Here is a 16,071-nt window from a genome sequence, read left to right as displayed (position 1 = left end):
CCCCGACGACGCTGCAGGCGAGGGTGAGGTGGCGCGGGGCGGTACTCGGCCGGGTCACGTGCGCTCCGGTCCGAGGTGCGCCTCCAGCGCGGCGTCGAGCAGCGTCTCCACGTCGTCCGCGCCCGAGGCGAGAGGCAGGCTGCCCCAGCCCCACAGCTGCGCGATCCCGTGCAGGTTCGCCCACAGCGCGCCGGCGGCGACCCGCGCCCCCGTGCCGGACGCGGCGGGCCGGGCCTCGGCGACGAGAGCGACCAGGACGTCGAAGAGCGGCAGGCTGGTCTCCCGCAGCCCGAGCTGACCGCTCTCCAGGAGGTCGTGGCGGAACATCAGCTCGAACATGCCGCGGTGCGTCGCGGCGAACCCGAGGTAGGCGCGGCTCAGCGCCCTCAGCCGCGTACGCGCGTCCTGACCGGTTCCGTCCCCCGCGGCCCGTTCCGCCTGGGCGGCCAGCTCGGCGAAGCCGCGCCGGGCGATGGCGGACAGCAGCGCCACGTGCGTGGGGAAGTGGCGCCGGGGCGCTCCGTGCGAGACCCCGGCCCTGCGGGCGATCTCCCGCAGCGTCAGCGCCTGCACCCCCTGCGTCGCAAGGAGCTCCACCCCCACGTCCACGAGCCGCGCCCGCAGCCCGGCCTCCGGTTCGTCCCCGCTCACCGCTTCAGTCATAGACACTGTCTACTACATCGCGTAGACACTGTCTACGAAGATTGGGGGCCCGAGGGCCCTGTCCGGGACGGGGGAGGTAGGAGATATCTTGATGTCGAGCAATGTTGCAGACGCGGAGCGGAGCACCCGGTGACTGACTCGACCATCATCTACACCCACACTGACGAGGCCCCGGCCCTGGCGACCCATTCGTTCTTGCCGGTGATCCAGGCCTACGCCTCGACCGCCGGGGTCAGCGTGGAGACCCGTGACATCTCGCTCGCGGGGCGGATCATCGCGAGCTTCCCGGAGCGTCTGGAGGAGGGCCAGCGCATCAACGACGCCCTCGCCGAGCTCGGCGAGCTCGCCAAGACGCCCGGGGCGAACATCATCAAGCTGCCCAACATCTCGGCCTCGATCCCGCAGCTGAAGGCCGCGGTCGCCGAGCTGCAGGGCCAGGGCTACGCGCTCCCCGACTACCCGGACGACCCGAAGACCGACGAGGAGCGCGACATCCGCGCCCGCTACGACAAGGTCAAGGGCAGCGCCGTCAACCCGGTCCTGCGCGAGGGCAACTCCGACCGCCGCGCCCCCGCGTCGGTCAAGAACTACGCCAAGGCCCACCCGCACCGCATGGGCGCCTGGACGGCCGACTCGAAGACGAACGTCGCCACGATGGGCGAGAACGACTTCCGCTCCACCGAGAAGTCCGCGGTGATCGCCGAGGCCGGTTCGCTGCGCATCGAGCTCACCGGTGACGACGGCTCCACCACGGTCCTGCGCGAGTCCGTACCGGTCCTCGCGGGCGAGGTCGTCGACGCCTCCGTGATGCGCGTCGCCGCCCTGCGCGAGTTCCTCAAGGAGCAGGTCGCCCGCGCCAAGGCCGAGGGCATCCTCTTCTCCGTGCACCTCAAGGCCACGATGATGAAGGTCTCCGACCCGATCGTCTTCGGCCACGTGGTCCGCGCCTTCTTCCCGAAGACCTTCGCCGCCCACGGTGACGTCCTCGCGGCCGCCGGCCTGACCCCGAACGACGGTCTGGGCGGCATCTTCAAGGGCCTCGAGTCGCTCCCCGAGGGCGAGAAGATCAAGGCGTCCTTCGAGGCCGAGCTGGCCGAGGGCCCCGAGCTCGCCATGGTCGACTCCGACAAGGGCATCTCGAACCTGCACGTCCCGAGCGACGTCATCGTCGACGCCTCCATGCCGGCCATGATCCGCACCTCCGGCCACATGTGGGGCCCGGACGGCGGCGAGCACGACACCCTCGCGGTCCTGCCGGACAGCAGCTACTCCGGCGTCTACCAGGTCGTCCTCGACGACTGCCGCGCCAACGGCGCCTTCGACCCGTCGACGATGGGCTCGGTCCCGAACGTCGGCCTGATGGCGCAGAAGGCCGAGGAGTACGGCAGCCACGACAAGACCTTCGAGATCCCGACCACGGGCAACGTCCGGGTCCTCGACGGCGCCGGCAACGTCGTCCTGGAGCAGACCGTCGCCACCGGCGACATCTTCCGCATGTGCCAGACCAAGGACGCGCCGATCCAGGACTGGGTCAAGCTCGCCGTCACGCGCGCCCGCGCCACCGGCAACCCGGCCGTGTTCTGGCTCGACGAGAGCCGCGCCCACGACGCCGTGCTCATCGGCAAGGTCGAGCGCTACCTCGCCGACCACGACACCGACGGCCTGGACATCCGGGTCATGTCGCCGGTCGACGCCACCGCGTTCTCCCTGGAGCGCATCCGCCGCGGCGAGGACACCATCTCCGTCACCGGCAACGTCCTGCGCGACTACCTCACCGACCTGTTCCCGATCCTCGAGCTGGGCACCAGCGCCAAGATGCTGTCGGTCGTCCCGCTGATGAACGGCGGCGGCCTCTTCGAGACGGGCGCCGGCGGCTCCGCCCCGAAGCACGTCCAGCAGCTGGTCAAGGAGAACTACCTGCGCTGGGACAGCCTGGGCGAGTTCCTCGCCCTCGCGGTGAGCTTCGAGCACCTCGCCACCACTACGGGCAACGCCCGCGCGCAGATCCTCGCCGACACCCTGGACCGCGCCACGGCGACGTTCCTGGAGAACGACAAGTCGCCGAGCCGTCGCCTCGGTGGCATCGACAACCGCGGCAGCCACTTCTACCTCGGCCTGTACTGGGCCCAGGAGCTGGCCAAGCAGACCGACGACACGCAGCTCGCGGAGGCGTTCGCGGCCCTGGCCAAGACGCTGACCGAGCAGGAGCAGACCATCGTCGACGAGCTCGTCGCGGTGCAGGGCTCCCCGGCCGACATCGGCGGCTACTACCAGCCGGACGCCGCCAAGGCCTCCGCGGTCATGCGCCCGTCCGCGACGCTCAACCAGGCGCTCTCGATCCTGGGCTGACGCTTCCGGTACACAGCAGACAGAGGGGCCCCCGCCGATGTGGCGGGGGCCCCTCCGTCGTACGACGCCTACGCGTGCGGCGGCTACGGGCGCGGCGCTACGAGCGGCGCCGGGGCTTGCCGCGCTTGGCGGGCTTGGGCCGGGCGGCGGCGCCGCGCTGCGGCTTCCCGGCCGTCCTGCCCCCGGACCTGCTCCCCGACGCGCCCGCCGCGGGCTTCCGCTTCGGCTGGGCCGCCGCCTTGGCCTTGGCCTGGTCCTTGGCCTGGTCCTTCGCCGGGGTCCGGTCGCGGCCCCGCGAGCTGTTGACCGTCCGGCCGCGGACGATCCCGATGAAGTCCTCGACCAGGTCGGTGGTCTCGTCCTCCGGCCACGACAGGGCGACGCGCGACTCCGGGGCGTCCGTCACCGGGCGGTAGGTGAGGTCCTTGCGGTGGTGCAGGCGGGCGAGCGACTGCGGGACCACCAGGAGACCCACGCCCGCCGCGACGAGCTCGACGGCGTCCTCGGTCGTCGTGGGGCGCTCGTGCGCGGGCAGGCCGGGCCGCCGCTCCCACTCCAGCGTCTCGTCGAGCGGGTGGAACACGATGTCGTCGGCCAGGTCCTCGCAGGACACCTCCTCGACCGCGGCCACGACGTGGTCCTTGGGGGCCACGACGACAGTGGTCTCCGTGTAGAGGGGGATCGCGCTGAGGTCCGTACGGTCGAAGGGCAGCCGTACGAAACCGGCGTCGGCGCCGCCCGCGCGCAGCACGCCGGGCGCCTCGTCGGCGGAGACCGGGAGGAGGGTCAGGGGGACGTCGGGCAGCCGCTCGTTCCAGATCCGCACCCATTTGGCGGGCGTCACTCCGGGGACGTAGGCGAGCCGGAACGAAGGGGAGCTTTCCGAGCCTGTCACCTCGCCAGGCTACCCGGCGTGGTCAGGAGTAGCGCACATGCTCGATACCCTTGACCCATGACGTCGCACCAGACCACCCAGACCATGAAGCCCGCGACCGCGGCGAAGAAGCTGGGTGTGTACCTCGAGGCCACGCCCGCCGAGTTCCAGGAGGGCGTCGTCTCGCGCAGCGAGCTGAACGCGCTGCAGACCGACCCGCCCGAGTGGCTGCAGGAGCTGCGGCGCAACGGCCCGCACCCCCGCCCCGTCGTCGCGGCCAAGCTCGGTGTCTCCATCGCGGGCCTCGCCCGCGGCGGCATCACCGAGGCGCTGACCACGGAGCAGATCGACGCCCTGAAGGAGGAGCAGCCCGGCTGGCTGCGCCAGGAGCGCGCCACCCAGGCAGAGGTCCGCAAGGAGACCGTGCGCATCAAGGAGAAGCGCGCCGAGCAGGCGGAGCAGCGCGCGGCGCGCGGCGACGACCCCCGTTCCTGAGACGGGTCAGTCGCGCGTACGCAGCGTGCGGAAGAACCTGCGTACGTCGGCCACCAGCAGGTCGGGCTGCTCCATCGCCGCGAAGTGACCGCCCCGGTCGTACGTCGTCCACTGCACGATGTTGTTGGTGCGGTCCGCGATGTGGCGCAGCGGGATGAAGTTGTCGCGGGGGAAGTCGGCCAGCGCGGTCGGCGTCGGTGACGGCTCGGGCGGGTTGCCGGTATAGGCGGCCCGCGCCCGCTCGTAGTAGATCCGGGCGGACGAACCCGCCGTGCCGGTCAGCCAGTACAGCATCACGTTCGTGAGCATCCGGTCCCGGTCGACGGCGTCCTCCGGGCGGTCCCCGGAGTCGGTCCACTCCTTGAACTTCTCGACGATCCACGCCAGTTGACCCACGGGCGAGTCCGTCAGGCCGTACGCGAGGGTCTGCGGGCGGGTCGTCTGGATGTCGGCGTACCCCTGCCGGTCCCGGCTCCACGCCCGCATCCGCTCCCAGGAGGCCAGCGTCCGCTCGCGCTCCGGAGCGTCAAGCGCGGCGAGCTCCCGCTCGTCCGGCTCGTGGGTCTGTGCCGAGTTCGGCAGCAGGTTCAGATGGACGCCGATGACGTGCTCCGGCCGCAGCCTGCCGTGCTCGCGGGAGATTCCGGCACCCCAGTCGCCGCCCTGCACCCCGTACCGCTCGTAGCCGAGCCGTGCCATGAGTTCGGCCCAGGCGAGGGCGACCCGCCGGAACTCCCAGCCGGTCTCCCGGGTCGGCCCGGAGAGGCCGAAACCGGGAATGCCGGGGAGCACCAGGTGGAAGGCGTCGGCCGGATCGCCTCCGTGCGCCCGCGGGTCGGTGAGCGGGCCGACGACGTCGGCGAACTCGACGATCGAGCCGGGCCAGCCATGCGTCATGAGGAGCGGTGTCGCGTCCGGCTCGGGGGACCGGATGTGGGCGAAGTGGATGTGCGCCCCGTCGATCGTGGTCGTGAACTGCGGCCACTCGTTCAGCGCGGCTTCGGCGGCCCGCCAGTCGTACGTGTGCCGCCAGTGGTGCACGAGCTCCTTGAGGTAGTCGCGCGGAATGCCGTACGCCCAGCCGACTCCGGGCAGTTCGTCGGGCCAGCGCGTACGGTCGAGCCGGGCGTGGAGGTCGTCCAGATCCGCCTGGGGTATGTCGAGGCGGTAGGGCCGGAGGGTGCTGTCGTTCAAGGTCGTCATCGCTGCGCATGCTACGTCGGGCGCCCTCCGGCAGGGACCGGTTGCTTTCGTGCCGCAGAATGATCGCCTCCAATCCTGTCTCTCGCTGAATGGGCGTTGTGATGATTGACGTGATCGTGGTCGGTGGCGGACCGACCGGCTTGATGCTCGCCGGCGAACTGCGTCTGCACGGTGTCCACGTGGTCGTGCTGGAGAAGCTGACCGAGCAGACACAGGAGTCCCGCGGGCAGGGGCTGCACGTGCGCAGCGTCGAGCTGATGGACCAGCGCGGCCTCCTCGGCCGGTTCCTCGCGGTGAGCGAGAAGTTCCAGGCCGGCGGCTTCTTCGGCGGCATCATGAAGCCGTGGCCCGACCGGCTCGACACGGCGCACCCGTACGGGGTCGCCACCCCGCAGCCCCTCACCGAGCGGCTGCTCAACGAGCACGCCCTCGAAGTCGGCGCGGAGATCCGGCGCGGCTGCGAAGTGGTCGCGGTGTCCCAGGACGAGGACGCGGTGACGGTCGGCCTGGCGGACGGCACGCAGCTGCGTTCGCGCTACCTCGTCGGGTGCGACGGCGGGCGCAGCGTGGTGCGCAAGCAGCTCGGCGTCGACTTCCCCGGCGAACCCGCCACGGTCGAGACGCTCCTCGGCGAGGTGGCCCTGACCGAGGACCCGGCGACGATCGCCGCCGTCGTCGAGGAGGTCCGCAGGACCCAACTGCGGTTCGGGGCGACGCCGGTCGGGGAGGGGGTGTACCGCGTCGTCGTGCCCGCCGAGGGGGTGGCCGAGGACCGTACGACCGCGCCGGTCATCGAGGAGTTCGCGGCGCGGCTGAGGGCGGTCGCGGGCACCGACTTCGGCGCGCACTCGCCGCGCTGGCTGTCCCGCTTCGGCGACGCCACCCGACAGGCCGAGCGCTACCGGGTCGGCCGGGTGCTGCTCGCCGGAGACGCGGCGCACATCCACCCGCCGACCGGCGGCCAGGGTCTCAACCTCGGCCTCCAGGACGCGTTCAACCTCGGCTGGAAGCTGGCCGCCGCCGTCGACGGCTGGGCGCCGGACGGGCTCCTGGACAGCTACCACGCCGAACGGCACCCGGTGGGCGCCGCCGTACTGCAGAACACCCGCGCGCAGATCACGCTCCTCGGCGACGGCGCGGGCCCGACCGCGCTGCGCGAACTGTTCTCGAAACTCATGGACTTCGAGGAGGTCAACCGGTACGTGACCGGGATGGTCACCGCCGTGGACGTCCGGTACGACTTCGGCGAGGGCCACGAACTGCTCGGGCGACGGCTGCGCGACGTGCAGCTGGAGCGGAGCGGCCGCCTCTACGAGCTGACGCGCGCGGGCCGCGGCCTGCTCCTCGACCGGACGGGGCGGCTCTCGGTGGAGGGCTGGGCGGACCGGGTCGACCACGTCGTCGACGCCGGCGAGGAACTCGACGTCCCCGCGGTGCTGCTGCGCCCGGACGGGCACGTGGCATGGGCCGGTGAGGACCAGGGCGAGCTGCTCGCCCGGTTGCCCACGTGGTTCGGAGAGGCTGCGAGGTGAGGCCACCGGAGGCCGCGTGCGAGGCGCCACCGAATTTTCCGCCCCGGGTGCAACGTGGTGAGCACGACCTCGACCGTGGGTTTCCTCTCCACCGGGTGCATGCCCACGGGAATGCCGCGACCGGCCCTACAGAACTTCAGACGTCGTCCTCCGCGGCCCGTGTCATCCCGGCGAGCGCGGTCCGCACCGCCGCGTTGAAGCGGTCGGGGAGCTCCTGGTGCGGCATGTGACCGGCGCCGTCGAGCACGTCGAGCGTGGCGCCGGGGGTGAGGGCGGCGCAGGTGCGGGCCACCTCCACGGGGATCGCGGTGTCCAGCTCGCCGTGGACGTAGTGGACCGGCACCCGCAGTCCCGGCAGCAGGGGGCGCGGGTCGTAGCGGTGGGCGGTGGCCTGGTGTTCGTCGATGTGGACGCCGGATGCCAGGATCTGGCGGACGGTTCGGTCGACGAGGGCGGGCGCGGTGCCCGGCGCGAACCACGTGGGGACCCAGTCGGCGACCGTGCGGGCCCGGTCGCGGCGCAGGGCGGCGACGAGTTCCGCCTGGGCCCCCTTCGACGGCCAGTACCCGGGCGCTCCCACCGGAACGACGCCCGCGATCAGCTCGGGCCGCCGTACCCCCAGTTCGACGGCGAAGGTCCCGCCGATCGACGAGCCGACGACCACGGGCCGCTCCAGCCGCAGCGCCTCCATCAGCGCCACCAGGTCGTCGACCACGTCCGTGACGGTGTTGCCGCGGGCCGGGTGGGCCGACCGCCCGCAGCCCCGCCAGTCGACGGTGACCACCCTGTGGTCCCGGGCGAACTCGGGCACCTGGGCGTCCCAGGCCCGCCCACTGGTGCCCCACCCGTGCAGGAACAGCAGCGCGGGGCCGGTCCCCTCGTCCTCGTAGTGCAGGGTCGTGTCGTTGACGTCCAGGCTGGGCACGTTTCTCCTCGGCCTCGTGGGCCCGGTCGGGCCGCGCGGTGGGGTGAGGTCCTCAGCCAATCGCGGTCGCCTCCACCGACCAAGAGGCACGTCGCGCGTGCAGCGATCATGAAGGGTGATCGTGCTCTGCGTGTGACCGAGATTCTTAGTTGGCACTTCTCGGTCCGAGCTGTGCAGGTCAGGGCGGCTTGGAGAATTCTTGTTGGCACATCTTGAGCGAGATAGTTGGCACCTCAAACGGGTGCCGGTGCGGCGGGGCGGTCGGCCGCAGCGGCCTGTGCTCGGGTGATCTCGCGGGCCTGGGCGACGCGCCGCTTCTTTCCGGCCTTCTTCTTGGCCTGGCTGGGCCACTGGTCAACGGGGGTGACCGAGCCGAGGATCCCCAGCAGGTGCTCCAGGAGCTCGCTCTCGGAGTGGATCCTGATGTTGTTCGCCTTCACGTGCGCCAGAAGGTCGCCTGCGGTCTTGTCCGAGGAGGCGGGGATCTCGCCGTCGGGAGGCAGCCCTCGCCAGCGCAGGATGTGCCAGGTCTCATGGTCGGCGTCGTCCTGGAGGAACACCTGTCGGCGGTCCCTTCGGTCGCTGCGGACCACCCACCGCCAGGAAGTCCGGGATATGCCATGCCTGTCCGCCCGTATGCTCGAAGTCCAGCCGGAACGGCTGCGACAGCACCTCCGATGCCTTCAAGAAGTCCAGCGTGACGAGCAAGCGCATCTCTTCCAGCGACTCGAAGCCGTGTTGCCTGCCTGTTGAGGCCATCAACTCCAGGCCGGGGCGATGCCGTTGCTTCGCCCGCCATGTGAACCCCCGCATCGGACGTGATGACAGCACCGGCACGTGCGCCATGTCTCGGATTGGTCAACAGACTTCGCCAGCACCCACCCGCCATGACGAACTCCACCGACGAGGCCAGTCGTCATCGAGCCGTAGCCGATCCCGCTCGGTGACATCCCCGTCATACTCAATGGCCAACTGATCAAGGTGACTTGACTCCGATGGGATCACTGCCCTCGTTGCACCGCCCATCTATCCACGGCAGCACCCTCTGCCCGGCGATGGCGACCTTTCTTCGAAATTGACCACAATATGGCGTGGAGCATCGAAGATTTGCGAACCAATGTGCTTACGTTCTTCACTTGTCCGATCGCGAAATGATATAGAGCGGCGCCAGGGAGTGCCCTGCAGCCATCGCAAAGGGCCTTGATCCAGGTGCCGTGTTGGTCGCCGTGGAAGCGGGCGCGTCCGGGCTCACCACAGGCTTCGCAGGTCTTCCCCGCTTCGAGTTCCGCGGCTTCGGCGAGGCGGCCGGCAGTGTCGGGCCAGGTGTCGTCGAACTCGCCATCGTCGCACCGGTCCGCGACGTTCTCCTCACCAGTGCCTTTTTCGAAACTCGGCCCCTTCAGACCCTTCGACCCCTCGCAGGTCTCAGGCGGCAGGCCCGTGACCAGGTGGTTTCCCGGTCCGGTCCTGCCGCGCAAGAGGTGGGATCAGGGGCGGCTATCTGGCCGGGGATGGTTCAGCGCAGGGCTGCGGTGATGCGGGATCGCAGTTGAGAGTCGGTGATCTCGTCGGCATTGCGCCAGGCGGCCTCGGAGACCTCTTCGGTCTGCAAGTCGCCGATGTCTGCGGTAGTGCGGAACAGGAACCGGAAGTCGAAGTGCTGGTGGGCGGGCTCGCCCTTGGCGGGGCTGGCGTCGATGGGGTGGACATCGATGTGCAGCGGGACTTCGCTGTGCGGGGAGACCACGTGGGGCGGGATGCCGGTCTCCTCGGCCAGTTCACGGCCGGCGGCCTGCAGGAGCGTGTTGTCCGAAGCCTCCAGATGGCCCCCAGGCAGCAGCCACTTCTGGGTCGCGTTATGAAGAATGTGCAGGATGCGGCCGTCGGGGCCGACGAGGATCGCCCCGGCGGTGACGTGCCCGGGCAGCGTGGTGCGGTGGGTGAGGTCGTCGCCATCGTCCAGGAAGCCGAGGACGACGCCGAGTTCGCGCTTGTCGTCGGGATGTTGGTCGAGGTAGGCGGCGATGGTGGTGCGGATGTGGTCGGCTGTGATGGTCATGGTGATCACCTGTTGAAGTAGGAGAGCCAGGTCGCTGCGATGGCTTCGCGGTCGGGTGCGGGGACCTCATGGATACCGGGGGCGAGGTCTTCGCGGGTGAGCATCCTGATCGCGGCGAGGATCTCGGCCTGGACCAGGAAGATGAATGGCCCAACGCTGGCGCCGTGGATGAAGTTGACGGCGTTGCCGCCGTTCGCCAGATAGAAGTAGTGGCCGGTGGTCCGGTAGCGGGTGACGTGCTCGCCGACGATCGTGCGGGTGTAGACGTCGGGGAGTCCGGCGAGGTCGAGTTCGTCCTCGCTGCTGGTGACGGTGGCAACGTAGGCGCCATTGCGGAGATGCCCGAAGTCCTCGCCGCGCAGGGAGATCGCGCCGGTTGCGCAGAGGACCAGGCCGGCACCGGTCAGGGCGGTCTCGCGGTCGCGGGCGACGGTGAAGCCCTGGGAGAGGGCCTGGGTGCGGCGGACGGGGTCGATGTCGAAGACGGTGACCTGCACTCCCTTGGCCTGCAGGAGCCGGGCGATCGAACTGCCGAGCTTCCCGAAGCCGATCACGAGGGCGGGGCGGCCGTGGAGGATGTCCCCGCGGCCGCGCATGACGGCCTCAGTGGAGAAGACCACGGACTGTCCGACGAGGAAGTCCTCGGGGTCCTTCAAGGGAGAGCGGGCGACGGAGATGACGGGGCAGGGCAGTTTGTCGAGGTCCGCGTAGCGGCGGTGCCCGTTCTCGGTGTCCTCGATCACCCCGGCGATCCGTCCGGTGAACCGGCTGTGGACCTCGGCGAGGGTGGGGGCGAAGTAGCCACCGACGTCCAGCAGGCAGGCCGTCTCGCCTGCGGCCCGGGATTCGAGGTAGTCCAGGGCGTCATCGGGCTCGGTGAACATCTCGCGGGTGAGGATGTCGACGGGGACGGTCTGCTCGACCTCGCGCTTGGCGGCCGGGTGGATGGACTTCGGCTTGGGCAGCACCGCGGTGAGCCGGGTCATCGCGGCGACGGCCTGGACGAACGCGGGCCGCTCCGGCAGCAGGTGCGTGATCAGGAACGATGCGGTCTGCTCGTCCAGGGCGAACTGGGTGGCGATCCGGGCGAAGTAGGCGTCCAGGCGGGCGCGTTCGAAGGTTTCCATGGCAGTTCCCTCTCATCCGTTCGGTCCGGGGGCCGTGCGGAAAGTCCGGGGTTCAGCGGGTGCGGGCGCGTCCGAACAGCAGCCGCCCGGCCGCGAGGGCGGTATCCAGGTAGGCATCGAGCCGGGCGGCGTCGGCACTCTGCGGCAGTGGGTCCAGCCCGAGCAGGAGGACGGCGTCACCGTTGTGGGCGACCAGTTCGGTCCAGGCCCGGCGGGTGGGCAGCCGCAGCCGGCGAGAGGCGCCGGGGATGTGCACCAGCACCTGGTCGCCGACGATCTGCAGGCACCGCTCGATCTCCGGAACGACCTCCCGGGGGCCGGCCAGAGAGCCAAGGCTGTCCGACAGCCGCCGCATCCGGGTCTCGACAGTGTCGGGAGTGGCCAGGGCCGGGGTATGGGTGATCAGGATGTGCGCGACCTCGTGGCCGTCCGGCCCGGTGCCCGGCCAGGTCCAGGACGCGAGGGAGACCAGCAGTCGAAGTTCCGGATCTGGCGGGGTGAGGATGACGGTCATGACGCCGCCCCTCCCGCAGCCTTGAAGCAGGACCAGACGACCTTTCCGGACGGGGTGTGGTCCTGGACTCCCCAGCCGTCGGCGAGCACGCTCACCAGCGTCAGGCCGCGTCCGGAGGTGTCCGTGTCGGCGGCCTTGCGGGCCTTGGGGTGCTGGCGGCGGCTGTCGTGGACTTCCAGGCGTACGACTTCCTCGTCGGCATCGAGCTTGACCAGGAAGCCGTGGCCGTCGACGGCTGCGTGGACGAGGGCATTGGTGGCGAGCTCGGAGACACAAAGCCGGATGTCCTCGGCACGGCCCTCAAGGCCCCACTCGGCCAGGGCGTCCGTCGTGAACTGCCGTGCCTGGCCGATCGATTCGGGTCGGGGCTCGAAGAACCACTGGGTCGTTTCGGTCATCGTGGCCCTCACGACTCGGCGTCCAGGACGCGGGTGGATCCCGGACTGCGGCGACGGACCGAGCCGCCGCGGGAGACGGACGGGTGTGCGGGGCGGGGCCCGCGGACCAGCAGCAGCCGGGAGCCGGCCGCCTCGATCCGCCGGCCGCGTTCGGCAGCTATGGCCTTCGGCCCCAGGTGCGACATGGCCGGGGAGATCACTCCATAGACGTCCGGCAGGGCCAGCACGTCCAGCAGCCCGGTGAACGCCGCCGAGTCGGGTCCGGAACTCACGTCGCGGTCGGTGAACAGTCCGGACAGCTGCAGTTCGTGGTTGCGGCAGTACTCGGCAAGAGAGGCGGCCAGCGCCGCCTTCCGGGCGGCGGAGACCCGCACCAGTCGCAGAAAGCCGTAAACGACCGGGCCGTTGACCGGGCGATTCTCCGTGAGGGGTTCCATGCTGAAGACCGTCCAAAAGGCTCGACAAGAGGTGACGTCTTGAGCGTGGATGCTGGCCAACTCCCGGCCAATCACCGCCTGTTCTACTTGCGTTCCACTTTCGTCCCACCGACTGCACGCACCGTGCTTCGATGACTGGCGGAAGGGAGTGACGCGTGGCGACCGTGCACCACTGGACGGGCCTGGAGGCCAGGGCCCTGCGTCTCGCCCTGCGTCTGAGCGTGCGGGCCTTCGCTCAGCAGCTCGGCCTGGCGGTTGCGACCGTGTCCAAGTGGGAGTCCAAGCTCGCGGCCACCGAGCCCAGACCCGACACCCAGGCCATCCTCGACACCGCGCTCGGCCGTGCGGACGCCGCCGTTCACCTGCGCTTCGAGACACTCCTGTCCGAGACGTCCAACGCCGCGACCGCTGCCCGGCGCCGCGTCACCGCCTCAGGTCCCCGGGCCTGGGAGTACGAATCGTGGGCCGACGATCTGGACCGTGTCGTGGTCGCCCTGTCCCGGCAGAACTTCGCCTTCGCCGACAGCTTGCTCAGCCGGTGGCTCACGCGCTTCACGGCCCTTGAGCTCGACGACAAGGGCCTGTATCTCTTCGCCCGCTCGACGGCTTTGCTCGGCGACCTCAAGCGTGACCAGGGCGTCGTTCTCGGCCCGCTCTCCGCCCAGCACTCCTATGCCGGCGCCCGCTCCGTCTTCACCCAGCTCGACATTCCCCGCCGCGTCGCCCAGCTCGATCTGTCACTCGCGGTCGTGACCGAGATGTCCGGGAAGCTGGAGATCGCCGCCCGCAACTACGAGACCCTCGCCGTCGACGACCGGCTCTCCCGTCGCGACCGTGCCAGGGCCCGGCTGTGGGTGGGGACCGCGCTGAGCAAGGACGGCAACCACGACTATGCGACCCGCGTCATGCAGGCCGCGACCCGCGACTTCGAAGACCTCCAGGAACCCGACGACTGGTCGGTGGCCCATCAGAAACTCGCCCTCGCCCGCCGCGGCGCCGGCGACCTCACCCAGGCCCTGCACTTCATCGACATCGCCCGCAACAGCGGGACCACCGAATCACCGATGCAACGCGTGCGACTGGATACCGCTCATGGCCACATCCTGCTCTCCGACGCAGCGACCCGGGATGATGGACACCTCGTCCTCGACCAGGCCGCCAAGGTAGCCGCGCAGTACGGACTCGTGCACCAGCTGCGCAGTATCGAGGGCATCAAGGCCATGAGCGAGGGGCCGACCGGCCCCCGGCAACGGTGACCAGGGAGACAAGACGCGTGAGCGACAACCAGCAGGCCATCACCGAGGACCAGTGGCGCCAGGCCAAGCTGATCTGGGACTACCACCAGATGAACCACGAGCTGCGGCCCGTCGACGTGGCGATCGGGCTGGGCAGCCACGACCTCGGCGTCGCCGCCCACTCCGCCGAGCTGTATCAGGCCGGGCTCTTCAAGACCCTGGTGTTCACCGGCGGCAACAGCCCCACCACCGCCAAGGTCTTCCCGCGCGGCGAGGCCGTCCACTTCCGCGAGCACGCCATCGACCTCGGTGTCCCCGCCGAGGCGATCCTGCTGGAGCCCAACGCCGGGAACACCGGGCAGAACATCACCCTCTCGCGTGAGGTCCTCACCGGCGCCGGAATCCACCCGACCACGGTGCTGCTGGTGTCCAAGCCCTATATGGAGAGGCGATCGTTCGCGACCGCCCGCAAGCTGTGGCCCGACGTCGAGATCCTGTGCGCGTCGGAGCCGCTGGAGTTCGACGACTACTTGAAGTCCATCGGCGACGAGAAGCTCGTCCTGGACATGCTCGTCGGTGATCTCCAGCGGGTGATCGAGTATCCGAAGCTCGGGTTCGCCATCGAGCAGGAGGTCCCGGAGGACGTGCATGCCGCGTACGAATCCCTCATCGCCGACGGCTTCACCAGCCGCCTCATCATCTCGTGACCTGCCCGCCCCGGGCGGGCTGTGCGCGATTCATCAGCCCAATGTGTTCCCGAGACTGACGACGCTGGCCAAGCTGTTCGCGGCGGACTACTGGATCGTCTTGGACGACGTGCAGTTCACCCGCCGCGACTACCAGCACCGAGCCCGTCTCGCCGACCTCGACGACCCGGCCCGTCAGCAGTGGCTCACCATCCCCACCCACCTCCCCAATGGGCGGCCCACCCTCATCCGGGACGCCTGGATCGACGACCCTGCCTTGGCCTGCCGTCGAACCGCCGGGATGCTGCGGCAGCACTACGGCTCCAGCCCCCACTGGCCCGCCCTCGCGAAGGCCCTGGGCCCGGTGCTGGACGCCTTCACCACCGGCCGGACCGCGACGGTCGCCGAGATCTCCACTCGCGTCCTGCTGGACCTGCTCGGCTGGAAGGGCCAGATCCTCACCAGCAGCCAACTCCCGTCCCGGCCGGGCCGATCCGTCCGGCTCGCGGACCTCTCCGCCGCGACCGGCGCCCGCGCGTATCTGTGCGGGACCGGCGGCATGATCTATCTCGACCCCGCGCCCTTCGCCGCCCGGAACATCGCCGTGGCGCCGTTCCGGCCGCCGTTGATCAATATCTGCTCCTCCGGCTGCCAGCTCAGTGCCCTGTGGGCCCTTGCGGCTCTCGGCCCGGATGCCGTGGCCGACCGGCTCCAGGCCCTCGCCGCCGTCCACACCGTCCTACAGCCCGCCGCCTGACGCAGCCGTCCCCCTCCTCGAGGAGGGGGACGTACCACTGAACGTCCCCAGTCGCGTACGACTCCGTCCTGCACCATCGCGTACGGGATGCACCTAGGTCACATGCCTTCTTAGCTCCGGGCCGGGAGCCAAGGCAGGCCCGCACGCGGGTGCGGCGCCCAGGAGAACAGGCAGCCAGAGATTCCGCTTAGGGCCGTACGCGGAGTCGCAGAGACGTGTCGGCTTCCCGCGCGGTCGCCGCCAGCCCGGCGGCTAACGCGACGACGCTCTCGCCCATGTGACGAACACCACATCACCTCCGGCGCGTCCGAAGCGGCTGCTGGGCGTGGTGCGGGGCGGTCCGATGTGGAACCGTGCACCCCTCCTCACCAGGGCTTCGGCTGCTTTGCCCAGTCCGTGACTGTGGCGGAGCCCTGCCGGAGTGCCCTCCGTTGGGCGACGAGCGGCTGGCACGAATCGCCAGGGAAGGCTCCTCCCGCACTGAGCTCCTGCCGGGTGGGCAGCCGACACTCCGGCATCTGCTCACGGCCCCAGGCGCCAGGAGAGCACCAAGGAGAGTCCCTCCGAATGCCCTCGCCTCGGGGCCTTGGGCTGCACCTCGCCCAGTGGGACACTCCACCGCGGAACAGGCCAGCCGCACCTGGGATCAATCTCGTTGGGAATTCCGACGCCCAACTCTGCGCGTGTCTCGCCGTGCCGGCCCGCGCAACCGCGCATTCCTGTGTGGTGTTTCGAGGGCACGGTCATCGGCTTCGGGGGCGTCCCCGTTCGCTTCGGGAGCACGCTGCCGGGCTTCGAGGCCAGCCACTCTCGCGAG

The 16,071-nt window shown here is 70.2% G+C and carries 17 protein-coding genes; 6 read left to right on the top strand and 11 right to left on the bottom strand.

Going from position 1 to position 16,071, the window contains the following annotated elements:
• Window positions 1-54 precede the first annotated feature (54 nt).
• Window positions 55-663, bottom strand: coding sequence for a TetR/AcrR family transcriptional regulator (locus tag ACZ69I_RS35425; protein WP_470836606.1), 609 nt, complete (start codon window positions 661-663; stop codon window positions 55-57).
• A gap of 129 nt (window positions 664-792) precedes the next feature.
• On the opposite strand from ACZ69I_RS35425, the gene ACZ69I_RS35420 reads away from it, so the two are divergent.
• Window positions 793-3,012 carry an NADP-dependent isocitrate dehydrogenase gene (locus ACZ69I_RS35420; protein ID WP_470836605.1) on the top strand — a complete coding sequence of 740 codons (2,220 nt, stop codon included), beginning with the start codon at window positions 793-795 and terminating at the stop codon, window positions 3,010-3,012.
• A gap of 97 nt (window positions 3,013-3,109) precedes the next feature.
• Here ACZ69I_RS35420 and ACZ69I_RS35415 read toward each other — a convergent pair whose 3' ends face one another.
• Window positions 3,110-3,907 carry a LysR family substrate-binding domain-containing protein gene (locus ACZ69I_RS35415; RefSeq protein ID WP_470836603.1) on the bottom strand — a complete coding sequence of 266 codons (798 nt, stop codon included), beginning with the start codon at window positions 3,905-3,907 and terminating at the stop codon, window positions 3,110-3,112.
• A gap of 57 nt (window positions 3,908-3,964) precedes the next feature.
• On the opposite strand from ACZ69I_RS35415, the gene ACZ69I_RS35410 reads away from it, so the two are divergent.
• On the top strand, window positions 3,965-4,381 hold the full coding sequence (locus ACZ69I_RS35410; protein ID WP_467682221.1) for a DUF5997 family protein: 417 nt from the start codon (window positions 3,965-3,967) through the stop codon (window positions 4,379-4,381).
• Window positions 4,382-4,387: 6 nt separating this feature from the next.
• On the opposite strand, the gene ACZ69I_RS35405 is transcribed toward ACZ69I_RS35410, so the two are convergent.
• Window positions 4,388-5,584 (bottom strand): epoxide hydrolase family protein, encoded by a 1,197-nt coding sequence (locus ACZ69I_RS35405; protein ID WP_467682223.1) that lies wholly within the window; start codon window positions 5,582-5,584, stop codon window positions 4,388-4,390.
• Between the two features lie 101 nt (window positions 5,585-5,685).
• On the opposite strand from ACZ69I_RS35405, the gene rox reads away from it, so the two are divergent.
• Window positions 5,686-7,116, top strand: a complete 1,431-nt coding sequence (gene rox, locus ACZ69I_RS35400) for a rifampin monooxygenase (protein ID WP_470836601.1) — start codon at window positions 5,686-5,688, stop codon at window positions 7,114-7,116.
• A 136-nt stretch (window positions 7,117-7,252) separates the two neighbouring features.
• On the opposite strand, the gene ACZ69I_RS35395 is transcribed toward rox, so the two are convergent.
• The 8 genes from ACZ69I_RS35395 to ACZ69I_RS35360 all read right to left on the bottom strand — a co-directional run bounded on the left by ACZ69I_RS35395 (window position 7,253) and on the right by ACZ69I_RS35360 (window position 12,576).
• Window positions 7,253-8,041 carry an alpha/beta fold hydrolase gene (locus tag ACZ69I_RS35395; RefSeq protein WP_470836599.1) on the bottom strand — a complete coding sequence of 263 codons (789 nt, stop codon included), beginning with the start codon at window positions 8,039-8,041 and terminating at the stop codon, window positions 7,253-7,255.
• Window positions 8,042-8,274: 233 nt separating this feature from the next.
• Window positions 8,275-8,601, bottom strand: coding sequence for a hypothetical protein (locus ACZ69I_RS35390; protein WP_470836597.1), 327 nt, complete (start codon window positions 8,599-8,601; stop codon window positions 8,275-8,277).
• Window positions 8,573-8,887 carry a hypothetical protein gene (locus ACZ69I_RS35385; RefSeq protein WP_467682232.1) on the bottom strand — a complete coding sequence of 105 codons (315 nt, stop codon included), beginning with the start codon at window positions 8,885-8,887 and terminating at the stop codon, window positions 8,573-8,575. The genes ACZ69I_RS35390 and ACZ69I_RS35385 overlap by 29 nt, the downstream gene beginning before the upstream one ends.
• Window positions 8,888-9,557: 670 nt before the next feature.
• Window positions 9,558-10,100 (bottom strand): NUDIX hydrolase, encoded by a 543-nt coding sequence (locus ACZ69I_RS35380; RefSeq protein ID WP_467682234.1) that lies wholly within the window; start codon window positions 10,098-10,100, stop codon window positions 9,558-9,560.
• A gap of 5 nt (window positions 10,101-10,105) precedes the next feature.
• Entirely contained in the window at window positions 10,106-11,227 is a 1,122-nt protein-coding gene (locus tag ACZ69I_RS35375; RefSeq protein WP_467682236.1) for an adenosylhomocysteinase, read from the bottom strand.
• A gap of 52 nt (window positions 11,228-11,279) precedes the next feature.
• Window positions 11,280-11,741, bottom strand: coding sequence for a hypothetical protein (locus ACZ69I_RS35370; protein WP_470836595.1), 462 nt, complete (start codon window positions 11,739-11,741; stop codon window positions 11,280-11,282).
• Window positions 11,738-12,139, bottom strand: coding sequence for an ATP-binding protein (locus tag ACZ69I_RS35365; protein WP_467682240.1), 402 nt, complete (start codon window positions 12,137-12,139; stop codon window positions 11,738-11,740). The genes ACZ69I_RS35370 and ACZ69I_RS35365 overlap by 4 nt, the downstream gene beginning before the upstream one ends.
• A gap of 8 nt (window positions 12,140-12,147) precedes the next feature.
• The gene (locus ACZ69I_RS35360; RefSeq protein WP_362948580.1) at window positions 12,148-12,576 is read right to left on the bottom strand and encodes a hypothetical protein; all 429 of its coding nucleotides are present in this window, start codon (window positions 12,574-12,576) and stop codon (window positions 12,148-12,150) included.
• 155 nt (window positions 12,577-12,731) lie between these two features.
• Between ACZ69I_RS35360 and ACZ69I_RS35355 the strand changes: the two genes are divergently transcribed.
• Genes ACZ69I_RS35355 through ACZ69I_RS35345 form a run of 3 tightly spaced genes read left to right on the top strand, consistent with a single transcriptional unit; the run spans window position 12,732 to window position 15,254 of the window.
• Window positions 12,732-13,832 (top strand): hypothetical protein, encoded by a 1,101-nt coding sequence (locus ACZ69I_RS35355; protein WP_364807325.1) that lies wholly within the window; start codon window positions 12,732-12,734, stop codon window positions 13,830-13,832.
• 17 nt (window positions 13,833-13,849) lie between these two features.
• Window positions 13,850-14,518, top strand: a complete 669-nt coding sequence (locus ACZ69I_RS35350; protein WP_467682244.1) for a YdcF family protein — start codon at window positions 13,850-13,852, stop codon at window positions 14,516-14,518.
• Window positions 14,519-14,561: 43 nt separating this feature from the next.
• Window positions 14,562-15,254, top strand: a complete 693-nt coding sequence (locus ACZ69I_RS35345) for a WbqC family protein (protein ID WP_470836593.1) — start codon at window positions 14,562-14,564, stop codon at window positions 15,252-15,254.
• The last annotated feature ends 817 nt before the right edge of the window (window positions 15,255-16,071 follow it).

It is taken from the genome of Streptomyces sp. NPDC036815 (genome assembly GCF_055609205.1).
The sequence above is the reverse complement of the archived record's forward strand: the minus strand, read 5'-3'. Positions and strand labels throughout refer to the sequence as shown.

What these genes read in the sequence shown, in the direction of transcription:
- ACZ69I_RS35425 (WP_470836606.1), bottom strand. Translation starts at nt 663, where the DNA reads ATGACTGAAGCGGTGAGCGGGGACGAACCGGAGGCCGGGCTGCGGGCG.
- ACZ69I_RS35410 (WP_467682221.1), top strand. Translation starts at nt 3,965, where the DNA reads ATGACGTCGCACCAGACCACCCAGACCATGAAGCCCGCGACCGCGGCG.
- ACZ69I_RS35405 (WP_467682223.1), bottom strand. Translation starts at nt 5,584, where the DNA reads ATGACGACCTTGAACGACAGCACCCTCCGGCCCTACCGCCTCGACATA.
- rox (WP_470836601.1), top strand. Translation starts at nt 5,686, where the DNA reads ATGATTGACGTGATCGTGGTCGGTGGCGGACCGACCGGCTTGATGCTC.
- ACZ69I_RS35385 (WP_467682232.1), bottom strand. Translation starts at nt 8,887, where the DNA reads ATGGCGCACGTGCCGGTGCTGTCATCACGTCCGATGCGGGGGTTCACA.
- ACZ69I_RS35380 (WP_467682234.1), bottom strand. Translation starts at nt 10,100, where the DNA reads ATGACCATCACAGCCGACCACATCCGCACCACCATCGCCGCCTACCTC.
- ACZ69I_RS35375 (WP_467682236.1), bottom strand. Translation starts at nt 11,227, where the DNA reads ATGGAAACCTTCGAACGCGCCCGCCTGGACGCCTACTTCGCCCGGATC.
- ACZ69I_RS35370 (WP_470836595.1), bottom strand. Translation starts at nt 11,741, where the DNA reads ATGACCGTCATCCTCACCCCGCCAGATCCGGAACTTCGACTGCTGGTC.
- ACZ69I_RS35365 (WP_467682240.1), bottom strand. Translation starts at nt 12,139, where the DNA reads ATGACCGAAACGACCCAGTGGTTCTTCGAGCCCCGACCCGAATCGATC.
- ACZ69I_RS35360 (WP_362948580.1), bottom strand. Translation starts at nt 12,576, where the DNA reads ATGGAACCCCTCACGGAGAATCGCCCGGTCAACGGCCCGGTCGTTTAC.